This window comes from Spirosoma foliorum (assembly GCF_014117325.1).
Lineage (GTDB): Bacteria > Bacteroidota > Bacteroidia > Cytophagales > Spirosomataceae > Spirosoma > Spirosoma foliorum.
On record NZ_CP059732.1, the window covers coordinates 832,989 to 850,588 of the forward strand.

General features: G+C 45.2%; 17 protein-coding genes and 1 pseudogene. 6 read left to right on the forward strand and 12 right to left on the reverse strand.

Translation table 11 applies throughout. The annotated features are described in order from the left end of the window. Positions 1-113 precede the first annotated feature (113 nt). The 7 genes from H3H32_RS03460 to H3H32_RS03490 form a co-directional block, all read right to left on the reverse strand. Positions 114-386, reverse strand: coding sequence for a hypothetical protein (locus H3H32_RS03460; RefSeq protein WP_182461283.1), 273 nt, complete (start codon positions 384-386; stop codon positions 114-116). A gap of 405 nt (positions 387-791) precedes the next feature. Beyond that, entirely contained in the window at positions 792-1,907 is a 1,116-nt protein-coding gene (locus H3H32_RS03465; protein ID WP_182461284.1) for an ABC transporter ATP-binding protein, read from the reverse strand. 3 nt (positions 1,908-1,910) lie between these two features. Further along, a complete protein-coding gene (locus H3H32_RS03470) occupies positions 1,911-3,218 on the reverse strand; it encodes a hypothetical protein (protein WP_182461285.1) in 1,308 nt (435 codons plus the stop codon). Between the two features lie 49 nt (positions 3,219-3,267). Further along, positions 3,268-4,080 carry a carbohydrate ABC transporter permease gene (locus tag H3H32_RS03475; RefSeq protein WP_182461286.1) on the reverse strand — a complete coding sequence of 271 codons (813 nt, stop codon included), beginning with the start codon at positions 4,078-4,080 and terminating at the stop codon, positions 3,268-3,270. A 14-nt stretch (positions 4,081-4,094) separates the two neighbouring features. Continuing rightward, on the reverse strand, positions 4,095-4,946 hold the full coding sequence (locus tag H3H32_RS03480) for a carbohydrate ABC transporter permease (protein ID WP_182461287.1): 852 nt from the start codon (positions 4,944-4,946) through the stop codon (positions 4,095-4,097). Between the two features lie 91 nt (positions 4,947-5,037). Then, positions 5,038-6,315, reverse strand: a complete 1,278-nt coding sequence (locus H3H32_RS03485) for an extracellular solute-binding protein (protein ID WP_182461288.1) — start codon at positions 6,313-6,315, stop codon at positions 5,038-5,040. 108 nt (positions 6,316-6,423) lie between these two features. Next, a complete protein-coding gene (locus tag H3H32_RS03490) occupies positions 6,424-7,155 on the reverse strand; it encodes a LamG domain-containing protein (protein ID WP_182461289.1) in 732 nt (243 codons plus the stop codon). Positions 7,156-7,517: 362 nt separating this feature from the next. On the opposite strand from H3H32_RS03490, the gene H3H32_RS03495 reads away from it, so the two are divergent. Continuing rightward, on the forward strand, positions 7,518-7,808 hold the full coding sequence (locus H3H32_RS03495) for a hypothetical protein (RefSeq protein ID WP_182461290.1): 291 nt from the start codon (positions 7,518-7,520) through the stop codon (positions 7,806-7,808). A gap of 72 nt (positions 7,809-7,880) precedes the next feature. On the opposite strand, the gene H3H32_RS03500 is transcribed toward H3H32_RS03495, so the two are convergent. Next, the gene (locus tag H3H32_RS03500) at positions 7,881-9,029 is read right to left on the reverse strand and encodes an alpha/beta hydrolase (RefSeq protein WP_182461291.1); all 1,149 of its coding nucleotides are present in this window, start codon (positions 9,027-9,029) and stop codon (positions 7,881-7,883) included. A gap of 171 nt (positions 9,030-9,200) precedes the next feature. On the opposite strand from H3H32_RS03500, the gene H3H32_RS03505 reads away from it, so the two are divergent. The 5 genes from H3H32_RS03505 (at position 9,201) to H3H32_RS03525 (ending at position 15,004) form a co-directional block, all read left to right on the forward strand. Beyond that, positions 9,201-9,440 (forward strand): hypothetical protein, encoded by a 240-nt coding sequence (locus H3H32_RS03505; protein WP_182461292.1) that lies wholly within the window; start codon positions 9,201-9,203, stop codon positions 9,438-9,440. Positions 9,441-10,021: 581 nt separating this feature from the next. Then, complete coding sequence (locus H3H32_RS03510) at positions 10,022-10,720, forward strand: LytR/AlgR family response regulator transcription factor (RefSeq protein WP_182461293.1); 699 nt, start codon at positions 10,022-10,024, stop codon at positions 10,718-10,720. 104 nt (positions 10,721-10,824) lie between these two features. Continuing rightward, positions 10,825-12,915 carry an ATP-binding protein gene (locus H3H32_RS03515; RefSeq protein WP_182461294.1) on the forward strand — a complete coding sequence of 697 codons (2,091 nt, stop codon included), beginning with the start codon at positions 10,825-10,827 and terminating at the stop codon, positions 12,913-12,915. Between the two features lie 1,161 nt (positions 12,916-14,076). Further along, on the forward strand, positions 14,077-14,499 hold the full coding sequence (locus tag H3H32_RS03520; RefSeq protein ID WP_182461295.1) for a LytR/AlgR family response regulator transcription factor: 423 nt from the start codon (positions 14,077-14,079) through the stop codon (positions 14,497-14,499). Positions 14,500-14,677: 178 nt separating this feature from the next. Beyond that, positions 14,678-15,004: a hypothetical protein gene (locus H3H32_RS03525; protein ID WP_182461296.1), complete on the forward strand. Its 327-nt coding sequence runs from the start codon at positions 14,678-14,680 to the stop codon at positions 15,002-15,004. A 46-nt stretch (positions 15,005-15,050) separates the two neighbouring features. On the opposite strand, the gene H3H32_RS37760 is transcribed toward H3H32_RS03525, so the two are convergent. The 4 genes and pseudogenes from H3H32_RS37760 to H3H32_RS03545 all read right to left on the reverse strand — a co-directional run bounded on the left by H3H32_RS37760 (position 15,051) and on the right by H3H32_RS03545 (position 17,526). After that, positions 15,051-15,176, reverse strand: coding sequence for a hypothetical protein (locus H3H32_RS37760; protein WP_256432969.1), 126 nt, complete (start codon positions 15,174-15,176; stop codon positions 15,051-15,053). 180 nt (positions 15,177-15,356) lie between these two features. Beyond that, positions 15,357-15,838, reverse strand: a pseudogene (locus tag H3H32_RS38120) (transposase); the annotation flags it as partial. Positions 15,839-16,001: 163 nt separating this feature from the next. After that, positions 16,002-17,009 carry a transposase gene (locus H3H32_RS03540; RefSeq protein WP_182461298.1) on the reverse strand — a complete coding sequence of 336 codons (1,008 nt, stop codon included), beginning with the start codon at positions 17,007-17,009 and terminating at the stop codon, positions 16,002-16,004. 238 nt (positions 17,010-17,247) lie between these two features. Beyond that, positions 17,248-17,526, reverse strand: a complete 279-nt coding sequence (locus tag H3H32_RS03545; RefSeq protein WP_182461299.1) for a hypothetical protein — start codon at positions 17,524-17,526, stop codon at positions 17,248-17,250. Positions 17,527-17,600 lie beyond the last annotated feature (74 nt).

The following is a 17,600-nucleotide window of genomic DNA, read 5'->3' on the forward strand; positions in this document are numbered from 1 at the left end:
GCTTTTCCGTAGTACGTCTATGATTTGCTGCATGCAACCGGTAAGTGCCTCTAACTGCTGATGCTGACAACCGCTACGGTTCTTTTAAAGCAACTTCCCGGACTATAAGACGATCAGCCAATGAGCCATATCCTGAGCCGTAGACAGGATACCCGCAGCCGTCCTAAAAAAGACCGGAAATTCAATAAAGGCAAGGCCAAGCGGGCCTTCTCGTCGCGGGGTAGCCATTTCCCATTGACATTCTTTACTCGGGTGTACCCACCCGCACTATTCGGAATGAAATCGCCTGAATCCCCAAATCGCGTCAAGGTCATGCCAACCACTTTAAACGGATTATCTTCAATAAACTGGGTGAAGGTACACCGCTCACGATTAGTACTATTCAATAGTGACAACCAAGTCAATAGGTGGGCTGTTACTGGGTTCTGCTATCTTTAATGAATCGTTGTTACCGCTCATTTCTAGCTTTATCGAAGGAATTTAGGCGACTGTCGATAACCAGACACTTGCTGCCTGTTAACGGGATAATTTAGTAGCTTCAGGAAGTCTGGACTTGTTTCGTAAAATTGACCAGTAAAATTAAGTTTAAGCTAGTGCTCTTCCAAAATAGTTTTTTTTGATTCTATTAGATTCTTTTGATACTAGATACCTGATTATCAGAATCGATAGAATCTATAGAAACTATAGAATCTAAATTGGAAAAGCACTAGTGTCCAGTAAAAAGTTGCAAGTCCATACTTAGGTTGATTCTTAATCTGTACACTTGTAAAGAGCGTAAGAATCAGCGACACTTATCGAATTGCCTGCTCAGTTTGTGTATCGAAGAAGTGAAGCTTATCAAGTTCCCAAAACAAAACAATCGGCTGACCGAACGTAACGGACGCCCCACCGGGAAGCTTAGCGACAAACCGACGGTCTTCAATTAGAAAATAGGCCAGGATTTCGCTACCCATATGCTCTATGGCGTCAATTAACGTTGCCATTTCAGCGGAGTAATTTTGTTGCGGCAAACCAATGGGCTGCTCCCGAATGTGCTCCGCCCGAATCCCAAGCGTTACCTCGCGGCCTTCATAAGCCACCAGGGCCGGCTGATGAATCGACGTTGACAAGTCAATCCGAACGGTACCCCCTGTACTTTCAAAACTTATTTTTTTATCTGAATTGACAATTCGACCGGACAGGAAATTCATTGGGGGTGAACCGATAAAACCGGCAACAAACAAATTAGCGGGCTGATTATACAGCACTAAAGGTATATCGTATTGTAGCACGTCGCCATTACGTAGTACCACAATCCGGTCGCCGAGAGTCATGGCCTCGATCTGGTCGTGAGTAACGTAAATCATCGTGGCCTGCAACTCGCGGTGAAGTTTTTGCAGCTCGATACGCGTCTGACCGCGGAGTTTGGCATCTAGATTACTGAGCGGTTCATCGAATAAGAATACTTGTGGATTTCGTACGATAGCCCGCCCAATAGCCACGCGTTGTCGCTGTCCACCCGACATATCTTTGGGCTTTCGATCAAGAAGATTCTCAATTTCCAGTATTCTGGCCGCGTTGGTCACGCGTTGTCGGATTTCAGTACTGGCCATGTTCCGTAACTTCAGCCCGAACGCCATGTTGTCGTAAACGGTCATGTGTGGGTAAAGCGCGTAATTCTGGAATACCATGGCAATGTCGCGGTCTTTCGGAGCACGATCGTTAATACGTTGTCCATCAATCAGCAGGTCTCCATCGGTGATATCTTCCAGACCGGCAATCATCCGCAACAACGTAGACTTGCCACAACCCGACGGCCCAACCAGCACGACAAATTCGCGGTCTTTAACGTCAATATTGACATCGTTGATCACCTTCGGTCCACCTGGGTAAGCCTTGGCAATGTGACGTAGTATAACTTCAGCCATTCGCTATTTATATTTTTCTAATGCTTTCACTGCTTCAGGATATTGTTCGAGTCGTTGAAATGCCCAGAGAGATTCGATGGTCGATTCGGCGCCTGAATTGCGATTAATCTGGTTACTTGAGATAATCCCATCGTAACCTCGTCCTGATGCCTGGTCGTACATAGGCGTATTGGCTACATTTTTTCCCAGAAACCAACTGGCCAGTTGCCCGGCTAAGTCGGCGTATCTAGCATCTTTCGTTTGATCAAATGCTTCCAGCGCAGCCCAGACCATCGGCCGAATACCATAGGCAATCTGCGAAACCTGACTGGATTTAATCGGTTTAACTTCAGTGCCGGGTTGTTGTACCGTAAACGATTCCAGAAAACCCAGTTGAATTAGATACGGGTAAAAATTATCAATTTCACGCTTGGCAGCTGCAATCCAGGTCGGTTTATTCAAGGCTTTTCCAACTCGTAATAAGGCATACGATTGATCACTTGCATAGGCATGCCAACTGTTATCAAAACTCAAAATCGCACCATATGGATATTTGCCTGCATCGCCGTATTGCATCGCCAGAATGCCATCACCCAGCAATTCAATCAGGTTCAGAACATCGGGGTTGGGGGTTTGCTGATAGAGATTAGCCAGAGAAATCAGCATAATGGCTGCCTGGTCGGTGCCCGAACCGAAAGGAAGCCATTTAGGCACCTGAATACCCTGAACAAAATTGTACTCTTTTGGCTTGTTGCCAAAGTCTCGAATCATATTGGCTGTCAGTTTCTGAATAGCCGTCTGCATACGCCCCGCCAGAGTCGCATCCGCTTTTTGGTAGTACGGATAAGCTTCGCTTAAAAGCCATAAGGCGCGCCAAGACCAAAAATTTGCTTGGGCCACACTCGTCTGAAACGTCTTGTTGATGGTTCTATCGGGCCAGAGGAAATTATAAAAATACCCGTTGTCGGCTTGTAATTGCAGAACGAACTCTGTCATTGTCCGCAATTTGGTCTGCGTGTCTTTATTGGTTGCCAGATCAGGTTCACGTAACATCAGCAGGGCTGCCCGCGCTACGTCGTCGATACAGGTAAATCCTTCGTCGGTATCCGTCACGAGGTGATAATCCGGCGCTTCGCTGTAGATCGCTACCGTTCCAACGTCGGCTCCATTCGAAGCTAGTTTAACCGTCTGATACAGTCGATCCAGATGCGATAGATTAACGTAGCGCGTGGTCGGCGTAGTGGTCTGGGCAACAGGCTGCTCTTTCTTACACGAAAAGGCGATGAGTAAGATTTGTAGTGTAAGAAGTTTAAAAAAAACAGGACGAATCATAACGTTTCAGTTCTAGTATTTCCTGGTCGCGCAAAGACAGGAAAGAAGTTTAATCTTTTAAGCCCGAAGACGCCATGCTTCGGATGAAGTGTTTTTGGAAAAACAGGTACAAAATCACAATCGGAATAGCCAGCATAACAGCAGCTGCAATCTTCACACCCAGTTGGCCTTCAGCCCGACCACCAACGGAAAATAGCGTTACCAGTTGCGGCATCGTCATCCTCGATTCATCCCGAATAACGATCAATGGCCATAGAGCCTCGTTCCATAAGCCCATAAATGTCAGGATGGTAATGGTGAGCACTGTTGGCAGAATATTTGGGATCAGTATCTGAAAAATAATCCGCATCTCATTGGCTCCATCCATTCGGGCTGCATCAATCAACGCTTGTGGTAAACTCTGAAATGCCTGCCGAAATAACAGGATCGACAAGGAACTAAGCGCAAAGGGAACAATCAGTGCCAGATACGTATCGACCCAGCCTAACCGAACCATGGTGATGTAATTCGGAATCAGTGTGATCTGAAACGGTAGTGTCATCGTGAAAATGATGAGGTAAAAAATCCAGTTCCGCCCTACAAAATCCAGTTTTGCCAGTGCATAACCGACCATTGCACCTGATACCAAAACTAGTCCCGTTGTCAATAGGGCCACAAAAGAGCTATTCAGAAAAGCCCGGTCGAGCGGGATTTTAGTGAACACCGTTACGTAGTTACTCCACGTAAACCCCACCGGCAACAATGTCAAATCGCCCAGCCCATTCTCCGACGACAGGGACGCGCTTACCATCCAGATAAACGGATAAATGAACGACACGGCCGCCAGGATCAGTAGAATGTATTTTATAGTGGTTTGAAGCATGTTATGTTTTTCGTTTACACTTCCTGCTCAACGTAACGTCGTTGAATGATCACGACAAATAGAATTATCAGTGCAAAGCAAAAGCCTAGTGTTGCAGAATAGCCCATGTGATAATATTGAAAAGCTTGTCGGTAAATGTACATGACCGCTGAGAGCGTCGTGTTCATGGGCCCGCCCTGTGTCATGATGTAGGGTTCCACAAAGAGCGAAAACCCACTTATGGTTGAGAGGACGACTACGGTAAAAATTGTTGGGTTGATCATTGGCAGCGTAATGAACCGAAACTTCTGCCAGTTGGTGGCTCCTTCGAGATCAGCCGCTTCATAATATTGCAGCGGTACTGATTGCAGTCCGACCAGAAACAGAATAACGTACAGCCCGACGTTTTTCCAGGTCGCCATTACCGCAATGGAATACATCGCCACCGCTGGATCGTCGAGCCAGGCGACACGGGGCACACTCATGGCCGTCAGCAATCGATTCAGAATACCCGAGTTGAAGCTTAATAGTTGCTGCCACAAAATTGTAACGACCACGCCCGACACGATAACCGGTAGAAAAAAAGCCGCCCGAAAAAACGATGCGCCACGTACCGTTCGATTCAGTAACTCTGCCAATACCAGTGCTACAACAATTTGCAGAGGAATGTGTACCAGCAGGAAACGTACCGTATTCAAGACTGCCTGCCAGAACAGCCGATCTTTGAAAAGATGTTCGTAATTGGCTAACCCAACGTAGTGCATTGGCGAAATGATGTTCCAGCTATGGAACGTCAGCACCACCGAGAATACGACGGGGAACGCCACAAACACCGCAAAATGCAGGATGTAAGGCGAAATGAGAAGATAGGGCGTCCACTTTTTCATACGAATTCAATTTTGAATGAATGATTGATAGAATGATAGAATAGGCTTACGCCAGCTTTTTTATTCTATCATTCTATCAATCATTCATTCACTAATTACCCAACAGTACATCTACCGCCTTGGCTGCGTCGGCAATAGCGGCTTCAGGTGTCTTTTTGTTGAAAATTACGCAGGCTTCGTATTCCTGCGAGATAATATCAAAGACTTCTACAATTACTTCCGAGTTATCTACGCCTTTGATGTAGCGGGACTGTTTGGCAAAGGGAAGTAAACGTGGATTCTTTGTTAGGAAGGAGGAGAAATATGGATCTGTATCAACGTTTTTCCGACGAGGAAACTGACCCGTTAATTCCATTAATTGCAAATCACCAGGCTTGTCTACGAGTGTTTTTACAAATTCCCAGGCGGTCTGAGGATCGCGGCAGGTGTTGAAAATGACAATGTTCTTGGGATCACCATACGTATAGGCCGGACCGCGATGGTTGTCTGGAACGGGCATGGCATACGTACCGTATTCGAAACCAGGATCTTTGAATTTATCAAGGAAACCCACCGTCCAGGGACCCGTAAACTGCGAGGCAATTCGCTTGGCTAAAAATGGGTCGCGGGTGGCCGAAAGACGCTCTTTGGCGAAATAACCGTCTTTGTACAGCGTCTGTAAAAACCGAAATACCTCAATCGCGTATTGGTTATTGAAAGCAGCCCGATTATTCGTAATAAGTGGAGCGCCATTAGAAGCCGCCAGATAAAGTGGATAAAAATTGAAGAGCCGTTCGTACCAGATAGCTTTTACTTCCGTATAACCCAGCCATTGATCAACGTAGCCGTCGCCATCACTATCCCGTTTAAACTGACGTCCGGCATTGAGGTACTTTGTATAGGTATAGGGAGGCTTGGTGTTATGCAGGGCATTCATAGCGAGGGTATTTGTGACCAGCATAATCGGATTCACTTTCCAGGGCACCTGATAAATATGGCCATCCGCCGACGTAATTTCCCGAATAACGGCACTATCACAGCGGGCCATCATGAACTCCCGGAACCCTTTCAGCGTGTCTAAGGGAATTAATACACCCGCTTTGGCGTACATCTCCACGCTACCCTGCCACATATTGGCGTAAATATCGGGTGTGGTTTTGCCCACCACCGAGGCCAGAATGATTTCTTCACTCGACTGTCCTTCGGGAATAGGCTGATACTGTAACGGCTTATCAGGTCGCTTTTGCTGCCATTGAGCCGTAAAGCTTTTGGCAAAAGCAATTTCTCCCGCATTGTTGGAGCACCAAAACGTAAGCGGACGGTTTGTCGCCTGTTCGCGGTTGCAGCTGGTCAGCCAAAGAAAACAAAGCAGCGCGGAGAGTTTGGCCATTAGATGTAATCAAAGAAGCTAGCTAAACAATCTCTCCCCCTAAAGGGGCTTTCCTCAAATCAGACAAAGCCCCTTTAGGGGGAGAGGTGGTTATTCGACAAGTATTTATTAGGGCTTCTCAGCCGTATAAATTGATTTTACCTGCGTATCACTCAGGGCCACGTTATAAATGCGGACTTCATCTAGATCACCCCGGAAGTAGCCACCCCAAGGGCCGTAGAAATTATTACCGTCGGCATCATCCTTTTGAGAAGCTTCATCAAATTTATACAAGCTCGTTGGCAAATCCTGACCAATGGCTAAGTTAATCGTACTCTTCACCGCCACGGGGTCACCCGTTAGGTTAGGCCAGTTTTTTACCAGGGTTCCGTTCAGGTAAAAATTCATATTACCCGCTTTGTAAGTCACCGTGATATGATACCATTTGTTAAGGTCCAGCGTTGGGTCTGCATTGTCATGGTCGATAATGCCTGTGCCCGTCTTAATTGTAAAGAAGGCGTAATTAGCCTGTTGAATATTGAATTTATAGCCATTCCAACGATTTAGGCCCAACATATAGTTGTTGGCATTACTTGAATCCATACGTGCCCATAAACTGACCGTAATTTCTTTCGATGGATTCAACGCCGTGTTGTAAGGAACTTCAATATTACCACCTTTAAAGAAGTGATAGGCCTTATTATCAACGCCATACCGGTCTTTCGTCAGTGTAGGTGTGCCCGCTCCCCATATGGAAGCACCTGCCTTCAGACTTCCATCGAACCCTTTCCCCGATGCATCTTTGGTGTTCCCATCCATTTTCATATACAGCACCAGATTGGTTGGTGCAATTTGCTGCACCTGCTTACTTAGAAACAGAAGCCCAGCCTGGCCTAAACCAAGTTTGTTTAAACTCTATAGTTTGAGTTTGGCGACCCAAAACTACTGCCTGACTGCGGCCTTTGGTAATCATCATTACTTCTTAAGGGCTACCCGATTAAGCCTGTCATTTTCTAAAAAAACTGGATCGACATATCAACTCAATCAAATTTGTAGTGACTCATTACAAGTTTAGGACTACCAAGAAACTAACAGACTATAGGACCTACCCCAGGGCAGGTTTGTAAGTAATGGGGTGGATTTGCTCCCTAGACTGGCCGAATATGCTGAGTTACCCCGCTAACTGCCTGACCACTAAAAATGTTGGCCAAATCTTACTTTTCATGGACCAGCCGCCCTTCTCCCACACTGACTTTATTGATAGGGCTAACTACTTCATAGGACTGCCTATTACTGCCAGCGCTGTGCAGGTCAATAGCTTGTTTTGGTTTTCAAGATTGGCATTAGAATCTCTGATTGACCACACTGACGCGTGTTTCAGTTACGGCCCTGCTTGGCGGCTGATTGGGCAGACGGGAGAGAAAAATTTGCAGGCGTATCTGCGCGGGGAGGACGTAGCGCTGGAACGCTTAAAAGCAAACGTAGCAGAGAGCCTGCTGCTGTTGCCTCAATAGGATACCCTTTTTATAACAAAAGCAGCCGACACGATTTAATTGTCGGCTGCTTTATCTTTTTGCATGGTGACTTTATTGGAAGGCATTGATCAACTGGGTGGCCGCTAATGTATGAGCCTGCTGGGCTTGAGGGACAATAGCATACATCCCAAAAAACTCATGCGTAGCGCCAGGATATAATTGATAGGTCACCGTAACGCCAGAGTTGGCTAGTTTATCTCGCAAGTACATACCCTCACTTTGCAACGGATCGATTTCAGCCCCAATAATGGTGGTAGGGGGTAGCTTGGTGAGATCCGCTACATCTACCAGCGATATCAACGGACTATTACCATCGGCAGGGCTGTTGAAATAGTTCGCCGTAAAGTATTCCACTAAAGGACGGTTTAATGGCTTGGCATCTTTGTAGATGTTGTACGAAGGAGTATCCAGGTTGTTGTCTGCTACGGGGAATACCGACAGGATATGCACCGGTAGAGCAATTCCCCGATCCCGGGCGAGCATCGCGGTGGTAATAGCCATGTTCCCCCCAGCACTTTCTCCCGCCAGCGCTATCTTAGCCGGGTTACCATTGATCGAGGCCGCATTCTGAGTGACCCATTTGTAGGCGGCATAAGCATCCTCATGGGCAGTGGGAAATTTATTCTCAGGCGCTAAGCGGTAGTCCACCGAAACCACAATGGCTCCCGTTTCTTCAGCTAGTGCCAAGGTTGAATATTCGTACACCTCCGGACTAGCAATGACCCAGCCTCCGCCATGATAATAGACAATGACGGGCAGTGGGCCGGTTTTATTTTTGGGTGTGTAAACCACGATCCGAATGGGAACATTATTATAGCCGGGGATAGTCTGCTGACTACTAGTGACATTTGCCGTTGGTCGGGGAATTTTGTTCTTATCCAGCAAGGAGTTAACTGCATCTTTGAAGGAAGGTTGCTGGCGGGCCTGTTGAGGGGTGAGGGTATTAAGCGGAATGGGACTAAGGCGGCCTAGCTCTTCAATAACAGCCAGCATTTGCGGGCCGATGGTTGGTCCCCAGTCGGGTTTAGGGCTTGTTGACTGGATGCTCTGACCAGGCTGAGGAAGGCGATGATCCTGACAGGCGTATAGCCCAATCATAAGCGAAAAGGCGCCTGCATACAGGAAGTTAGTAGAGCGTTTCAAATAAGAAGTAGAAGTGGCCTCTTGTAGTTTGGCCAGCCAGTTGACTAAGTTATTCATGGAACGTTGCGAAGTTGAGTTTGTCAACAGGGTATACGTCGCATGTGGTATAGGAGATTTTAATTTGAGCAGATTAATGTTGAAAGATGATTAAATGGTCCCTTGTTCCTATTATCAATCTGTTCTAGTAACTGATAGCCCTGCATATTACCGCTGTTGTTGGGCTCTGTCGTGAAAGCCCGCTATCAACTCCGAATTGCTTGGAGCGATAAAGTGTTTGCGCCGGGCTATCATCTGAAGCCACTTACGGAGATAAAGAAGTACATTGATGCTAACCAGCACTTGCCGGGTGTACCCTCGGCAGAACAGGTTGTCAAAGATGGCGTTGATCTGGTGAAAATGAATACTACGCTACTGGTGAAGATTGAAAAGTTGACCTTATATAGTATTGAACTGGAAAAAAAAGGCTAGTAGACAGGAGACAATCAGTCAACAACAGCAAGCAAAAATGAATCAGTTAGAGCGATTACTGAACCAAGTGTTGGGGAGGAAATAATAGATGACAATCAAGACATCACTTAACGGGGGGCGTATTTGAAAAGCTTGATACCTTTTAACCTGCAAATCTCACAATACGCTCCCAATTAAGACGAAGGGGTATCTATAATTCGGGCGTTTCGTGAGCCTGACAGCAAATCAACTGATACCTAAGGGAATTATATCCAGACATTTTAAAGGAAGTCGCATTGGCTGATATGCTGGGGCTTATCATCCGAATGCTACTGGCCCATCATTTTCACCTGATCAGGGTTGTAGGGGCTTCCACTGAGTATGGACAGACGAAGCCAGCCCCCCGATATTCGCCATGAACAAGTTAATACTACTTAGTAAACAGTAGAATGGAACCTTTATGTCGATTAAATGGTCGGCTCTAGGGACAGATCTCATGCTGTGTACAGGCTCAACCTGCATTGTTCTTGAATTAAGCTCATACTCTTTTGGTAACAGGTATTCGATTTCAATTGATTTCGCATATGGAGATAAAACAATATTTGATTATTGACGATACCGAATCAGACGCGCTTTATTTAAAAGGGTTACTGAGCAAGTTTCCTTTTTTTAATCTGGTTGGCATTACACCGACGATTGAAGCGGCTGTCCAGGTTATAACTTCTCAGGAGATTGATCTGATTTTTCTAGATATTAACCTGAATGGTCAACTCGGTTTAACGCTTCTTAAAGAGGGCATTGACTTACCGCCTGTTATTATTACCAGCGCTTATCCGGATTATGCTTTGGAAAGCTATGAGATTGGTAAAGCAGCTGATTATTTATTAAAACCATTTCCGCTAGACCGTTTACACCTGGCATTAACGAGGGCATTTCAATCGCAGAGCCAGGTTAATATGGATGAGATTGACGCGATTTTCCTGAAAATGGGACGAAGGGCTCAACGATTTGCTTTCCAAGCAATTGATTACGTAGAAGCCTCGGGTATTTATACTAAAGTGTATGCGGACAACCAAGTGTATCTAATTAATGAACGGCTTGCTTCTCTGAGTGACCAACTTCCTTCCCGCATGTTTATTCGGGTGCACAAATCTTACCTTATCAATGTCAATAAAATCACCAGCTACGACCGACACACGATTTGGCTTGGCCACACAAAAATCCCAATTGGCAGATCATTTCGCCCTCGCTTGGAGGGCTTATTATCCTTGTTTGACGCAGGTGAAGAAAACTCCGCATAAATCCATACTTGATACGCTTATCATTCGCATACAGGCCTGTTTCTTTTTGTAGCAGGTTAATCAACGACAGTATACTTTACATCTTTTTCATTTACCGCTTTGTTGTGTCTGGATCAATACGCTTTCTACTCACTATAGGCTTTTCAATTTGGCTCTCGGTTACGAGTTGGGAAACGGCTTACGCGCAATCGTTAGCCATTAGTCAGCTAAAAGATAGCTTGCAAAAGCCCCAATCTGACTCTATGCGAGCACTCAACTTAATTGACCTTGGACGAAATTATATCCAGATCAATTTGGATTCAAGTTGGTATTATCTTCATCAGGCGATCTTCCTGAGCAAAAAGCTTCCTAATAAGCGCATACTCACCAAAGCGTATAATGCACTGGCCACGACTTATGTCGCCACGGGAGAGGCCAGTAAAGGGTTAGCCATCCTGCGGCAGGCGGATCAAATCAGCCGCGCCTATCCATTTGACAGTATTCGCCTTGAAGTCCAGGCTAGAATGACCCAAGCCTATCGAATTCAAGGCAATTATCAGCAAGCTCTTCGTATTGGATTAGCACTTGATAATGATCTCGAAAAACATCCTGAGCGACGAGCCGGACTCGTCGTTACCTTGTATAGTGAATTAGCCTTAATCCATCAGCATTTTCAGAATGACTCACTCGCTTTACTGTATTATAAAAAGGCTTATCAGTTTGCTACCAATAGCCGAAATAAAAAATCCATTTTGGCAGCATCCGGTAATTTGGGTGAATACTATGTTACTCATCAAGAATTAAGCCAAGCGGAATTCTATCTAAAAAAAACCTTGGCAATCAGTCAGGAGCTTAAGCTCGATCATAGTACTGCTGAGACATTGCGTAATATTGGCGAGATCAAACGTAACCAGCATCACTACAAAGCGGCAATCGCCTATTATGAACAGGCTTTATCGATTCAAAAGCGGATTGGTGCTAAGGAGTTCATTGGGTATATCTATTTGGAACTAGCCCAAAGCTACGGTTCCCTCAATAACCTATCAAGGGCTTTATCTTTTCTGGAACAGTCAATTACGATTTTTAAGGCTATTCAATCGGCTCATTATCTCCATCAGGCTTTGCTGGTTAAAGTTAAGTTGCAGCAGAGACTTGGGCACGCTGACCAAGCTTTGCAAGCCTTCCAGGAGGCCCAGCTCCTGAGCGATAGTTTGAACGGTTTAGAAAAGCAAAAAGCGATTGCCCAGATTCAAGCTCAGTTTGACGTGGAGCGCCAACAAAACCAAATCGCAAATCTCAAAAAGGATTTGACCTTACAACAACAGACCAAGAACACGATACAATTGCAACTGAGTCTGACGCAAAGTCAACGAACATTATATATAGCTGTTTCTTTCCTGCTATTGCTATTCGCTGGTTTTATGTACATCAACTTCTATAAATTGAAAAAATCCCAACAACTGTTAAGTCAACAGCAGGATGAAATAAAAACACAGAATGAGCAGTTAACGAACCTGAATAAAACAAAAGATCAATTATTTTCTATCATTGGGCATGATCTACGCAACCCACTAGTGCAACTAAAGCAGGAAATTCATCAACTTCAACTAGCTGCCCAGTTAGGTCAGAAACCAGTCATGTCTTCTTTGACTGGCCTTGAACAGAAAACAGATAATATTCTAGCTTTATTAATGACTCTACTTGACTGGGCCTATGTTCAGTTTAAAGGCTTCCAGACCAATTTACAGGTTGTCAATCTAACTGATCATCTCGCTCAAGTGAGTAGTTATTTCTCCGACCGAACGAATCAAAAACAGATTACGATTATTAATCAGGTTGAAGGACATTGTCTTATTATGGCTGATCCTCAGCAGTTGGGAGTTGTGCTACGGAATTTGATGGATAATGCTATCAAATTTACACCCGTGAGCGGCTACATCCGTTTGTTAGCCATTGAGCATGTCAATACCATTGAACTTCAAATTCGGGATACGGGTATTGGTATGACTGAAGACATGATCAATCTTGCCTTTACGAAGCCTCAGGTTCGCCCAGGAACGCAAGCAGAAAGTGGGACGGGTTTAGGGCTTAAAATAAGTAGAGAGTTGCTTATCAAGCAAAATGGCAAACTCGTTATAGAGGGTATTCCCAAAAAAGGAATTACGGTAAAAGTTTTTTTTGATAAACCAGCTCATGCTGATTTGACTAGCGATTAGCCTATAGTAAGTCGTTCATAGCAAAAAACGGGTCGTTTATGTCTATTACGAACTGAAGTACCTATCTATTACTAGTTTCGTAAATAAGTAATTGACAGGTAGGTGAGGATGAGCGGAAAAAAAACAAAAAATCATGGCAAAGTGGTATCTGATCAGCATCAATTGGGTAGGGATGAAGCCAGTCCCATATCAAGCTCGCCTGATCTAACAAAATTTCGGCTCTTGTTGGCCCAATACAAAGCAAAAGTATTTGAGCAGAATGCCGATCTACTTCAGCTGTAACGACTACAGCCTACTTCCATGAAACAAATTCTGTCTGACTAGCCATTGTACGTTGTGGAATGAAAATAGACGAACCGATTGACGGCGATAAATTGCCGCTTCGGCCGCAATGGCGGCCCGGTCAGATAGCTAGTAAATCCCACTTCCGATAGCGACAACAGAACGGCCTTCCGGATCGATTGATTAAAAAACCGTACATTGTTCTCGCCTGTAAAAGGCTGATCTCGGCTCCAAAATGCGACCATTAAGGTCAGTAGTCCCAATCAAGGTGTACTGGTGCCTGGTTAAGTGAGATCGTCTAACCTGCTCAATAAGGGCAGGTTCCCTTTGGTGCCAAGCTATGTGCCCATTAGAGTAACAGACCGTTCACCGTTGCGGTACATTCATATACATAAACAGTGCCCCTTCCTTCATCTTTAGCTTTTTTTGAGTTAGGGTATTCTTTTTGAGACTGGTGTTTTTAGCTTGATGAATAAAATAATATGCGGTTCCTGGTTACGGTAGAGTAAGATTAAAAATCCTCCCTAAGGTGTTTTTTAAAGGTTTGTTTGAAACGCCAACCCAATAATGTAGTGAGCAAATCAGTCGTTAGACGGTCCTGGTAAGTTATTCATGGTAAAAAACAGGTCGTTTATGTAGTTCGGCTGTCTTGTTGTCCACCTGTTTATAGTTTTGCAAAAGGAGTAACAGATAGGCCTGTGAGGATGAGTAATAAAAAACAAAACAATCAAGGTAAAGATCAGTCCGAATGGCATTTAGGGGAAAGGGGAAAAGGCGGTAGTTTGCCTGGCTTTTTTCAGCTAGCTACTTCACTAGATTTATTCCTGAGAAGAAATAAAATTGACTAGCAATAAACTGCTTATAACCAGTGTACCTTTCATGAAGCGAAAGCGATTCGCAGCTGCTCAAGTACAGCACAAATTTAAGCCAGACCAGGTCCTTTACTTAATTGGTGACGTTAATTACTGCATGGTTTATTTGCTCAACGGGAAGTCGGTTTTATCAAGCAGGACTCTAAAATGGTATAGTGAGCGGTGGCCTCAGTTTGTGCGCATTCACAAAGCCAACCTGGTTAATCCTCAGCACATTCATAGCTGTGTTGTGATTTCCTCCATCGTAGCCCATCTGATTATGCAGAATGGAGCTCGTCTTTCCATTGGAAGAAGGCGAATCAAAGGGGTTATTAATCAATTAGAGGGTAATTTGTCTATATATTCCACCGCTAATAGGCATCTGTGGAGATCGGAACAGGTCTTCTTTAGACCAGCGCATCATCAGGTTTACGACCAGGAACTTGCCTGACTCGTCAGGTAGGATATACCTGACGGAACTTGTGTTGAATTAATCTACCTATGAGGCTTTCCATTTCTAAAAAAGCCGTTTCAACGGTTCCCTAAAGGACAGATCATCAAAGGCTTCAGCGAGTATATTGCATATTGGCAGGATTTTGGCAGTGTGTTTCTCGGTGAATAGAATTGCAATGTTGCAGTCAAAAAACATCTATCTACTGGAAGAATACATCAAAACGTTGATCGCAACGGAAGTCGTCTTGCCTGGTATCTTACCCCGTCGGTGGGGGCACGAATTCTGCCGCTCAGAGCTGAGAGGTATTTATTTGGGGCTGAAATTTGTAATTAAAAGGGCCCGCCCATTTCTGGATAGCCATATGGTTGACACATTTGAGCAAATCGAGGAATCCAATCCAATCGCCATGCACTGGTTTCTATGCGCTTATTGGGAGAAACTGGTTGTGCTGTTGACGTTTTATACTCATCTGGAGAAGTATTACCTAGCTAATTTGAATTAAATGCTCGTTTGTTTATAGAGTCGCCTGATAAGTAACCGGAATAGGGCTAGTGTGTCCATAGTGCCCCGCTGATCTCCACTCCAATCACAATACTACCTTGATCGCTCCGAATCATGCTGGCAAACAACGAACCCGCTGAAGCCACTTGGGAGCCAACTAGCAAAATGGTCATGCCGCGAAAGCTATGCACAAGCTAATTTAGACTGCGACTAAACCGTCCTTATTGACAATAGCAAAACGCAACGCTAGCAAGCTTTCGAGTTGAACACAATACGGCTCCAACTGGCCTAAAAAAGCCATTACTTTCGACTGGAAAAGAGTAAAATCAGCATAGAATAACGTGAATAATGGGCTACGTTGTTAAATATCCACCTGTTCTGGGAATGAAGACCGATGGCTTGTTCGGGTAAAAACAATAGGCAATCAAGCCCGAAAGGATGTGGGCAATAGCATTGTAGGGATTCCGATGGCGCGTAGGATCAATGTCAAAAAGAGTCATCAATAAATCATTGACTGATTCAATTAACGCTCGTTTGCGCAGTTTGATTTTGTGCTCCAAGGGCATAAGCTGGTTTTCATCTTCGCACGTACTTTAGTAATTAGGTGTAACCCCCGCTCATAAAAGTGTTCAAAGAGCGCACTTAGATAGCCTTTGTCGCCAATGCAATGTCCTTTTAAATGATCCAGTAAATAATGTAGAACCTGATGATTGTTGTCAGCCACATTACCTGGCGTTAACAAAAAACTTACGATGTCAGCAAAGACACGATGGAAATGAATACGACGATTGTCACAGACAGGCAGTTTTTTACTGTCCACAAAATAAGTACTGGTAAACTGGCTTTTACGACAGCGGTACTGAAGGAACAAAAATAGGCCTGGTAGCACCTTGGTGATGGTGATCACAAATCGCTCATAGCTGATCAGGCGTGGGAAGTACGAATGAAGTTCGGTTTGTACCACTTGGCGGTATTAATACCGCACGGATTTCCATGGGTTATGCAAGCGTTGGCGCATAGTTTTTATCATATTTCTGCTGGCGGTGAATCACCGAGCAGACACGATGTAGGAGTTTGTTGCGAACCGCGTTCAGAACTAACATTTTGTTCTTACCATCGCCTACTTTCCGTCGATAATAATCACGTAGCTCACCTTTCATCTGGATAACCGACATGGCACCCAAATGGAAGACGGATTTCAAGCGTAAACGAGCATGTTGGCTGACACGCGTTTTGCCACGCACACTACTACCCGACCGGTATTCAAAGGGCGCCACTCCAGCGTGAGAGGCCAATTTTTTGGGATCGTTGATGGCCTTGAATTCGTTAGTAGCTACCAGTACTTCAGCCGCAAGGGCATCACCCACACCAGGAACAGAGGTGATCCAGCCGAAAAGCTCTTTCAAGCGCTCATCGCGCTGAATAAGCGTATTGATTTGTTTTTCGGCACTGGCCAAATCGGCATTGATAGCTTTTAAGGAGGCCTGGCAGTTTTTGGCCAGTTGCTTTTGGCGTGACTTTTCCACGAAGCCCTGCTGTTCGGCAATAGGTTGTTGAAGGTGCTGGCGAACTCGAAGATGTCGTTGACGGAGGGCACTCAGTGTTGCCAGTTTTTGCAAAATGGGCCGTGGCGGCTGCCACAGGCCCATTTTATCTCGAAAACGGAAGGCATACTCGGCAATGCGGACTGCATCAATGGTGTCGCTCTTACCGCGCTGAAGGCCCCCTGCCTTCTTAATTTGAAGACTGCTTTCCAGCCAAATCGGTAGCTTCAGTTTGTAAAGGGAAGACAAAAGATGAGCACAATAAATCCCTGTATGTTCGAGGCAGCAGACCGATTCCGCACTTGTAAAGTAAGGCAAGGCCTTACTTACTTTCACTGTCGTTCTGATCGCTGCTGGTGAGTTAGCCGATTGAAGTTGCAAGACCGTAGTTTTGCCATCAAAAACGGCCCAGTCAAGTGTAGCTTTTGAAACGTCAACACCGATGAAGTAGCGAATGTCCATGCGAGATCGTAATTTAGGGTGGTTATTAAGTCCTTGCTTTGGTACTCAAACCCTTGCTAATGGGCCTAGTTGCCCGAATTTCCATTTGAGCCTTCAAGCAAGTAAAACAGGGTGGGTCCTGACCGCGACGGCGGACCGTTCCGTGCCTAGAGCTGGAACTCTGCGGCCCCATAGGGTAGCCCACCCTGTTCACTAGTTGGCAAGCTACCAAATCTTGGAATCTTACCACAAGACAAACCTAAAGGGCGGCCCCGCCGAACCATTTGTAGCCCGAGTAATGATAAAACACTAAGATGGTCATTTGCTCGCTGTGACTTAGCTCGCTAGCGGGTTTGTCCAGCGATTCTTGTCCGAGTTGGCGGCTGGTCTGCCAAGCTTGAAGGGCTAAACAAAAATCATCAATGGCAACGAATAGCTCAACGAGCTTATCTTTTGTAGCTTGGGGCAGCATAGGACGAAAATTGTAGGTTAGTGACTCGACACCACAAACATCCACAATTTCTCGCCCTTTTTCCATATAAGCCTCTGTTCATCAGTAGCATAACCCCATTATTCACGTTAATTATTATCCAGACCGCGCTTTCTTGCCCA

Coding starts and splice junctions, on each gene's coding strand:
- H3H32_RS03495 (WP_182461290.1), top strand. CDS start 7,518: ATGGACCAGCCGCCCTTCTCCCACACTGACTTTATTGATAGGGCTAAC.
- H3H32_RS03500 (WP_182461291.1), bottom strand. CDS start 9,029: ATGAATAACTTAGTCAACTGGCTGGCCAAACTACAAGAGGCCACTTCT.
- H3H32_RS03485 (WP_182461288.1), bottom strand. CDS start 6,315: ATGGCCAAACTCTCCGCGCTGCTTTGTTTTCTTTGGCTGACCAGCTGC.
- H3H32_RS37760 (WP_256432969.1), bottom strand. CDS start 15,176: ATGACCATTTTGCTAGTTGGCTCCCAAGTGGCTTCAGCGGGTTCGTTG.
- H3H32_RS03480 (WP_182461287.1), bottom strand. CDS start 4,946: ATGAAAAAGTGGACGCCCTATCTTCTCATTTCGCCTTACATCCTGCAT.
- H3H32_RS03525 (WP_182461296.1), top strand. CDS start 14,678: ATGTTGCAGTCAAAAAACATCTATCTACTGGAAGAATACATCAAAACG.
- H3H32_RS03465 (WP_182461284.1), bottom strand. CDS start 1,907: ATGGCTGAAGTTATACTACGTCACATTGCCAAGGCTTACCCAGGTGGA.
- H3H32_RS03475 (WP_182461286.1), bottom strand. CDS start 4,080: ATGCTTCAAACCACTATAAAATACATTCTACTGATCCTGGCGGCCGTG.
- H3H32_RS03545 (WP_182461299.1), bottom strand. CDS start 17,526: ATGGAAAAAGGGCGAGAAATTGTGGATGTTTGTGGTGTCGAGTCACTA.
- H3H32_RS03520 (WP_182461295.1), top strand. CDS start 14,077: ATGAAGCGAAAGCGATTCGCAGCTGCTCAAGTACAGCACAAATTTAAG.
- H3H32_RS03470 (WP_182461285.1), bottom strand. CDS start 3,218: ATGATTCGTCCTGTTTTTTTTAAACTTCTTACACTACAAATCTTACTC.
- H3H32_RS03540 (WP_182461298.1), bottom strand. CDS start 17,009: ATGGACATTCGCTACTTCATCGGTGTTGACGTTTCAAAAGCTACACTT.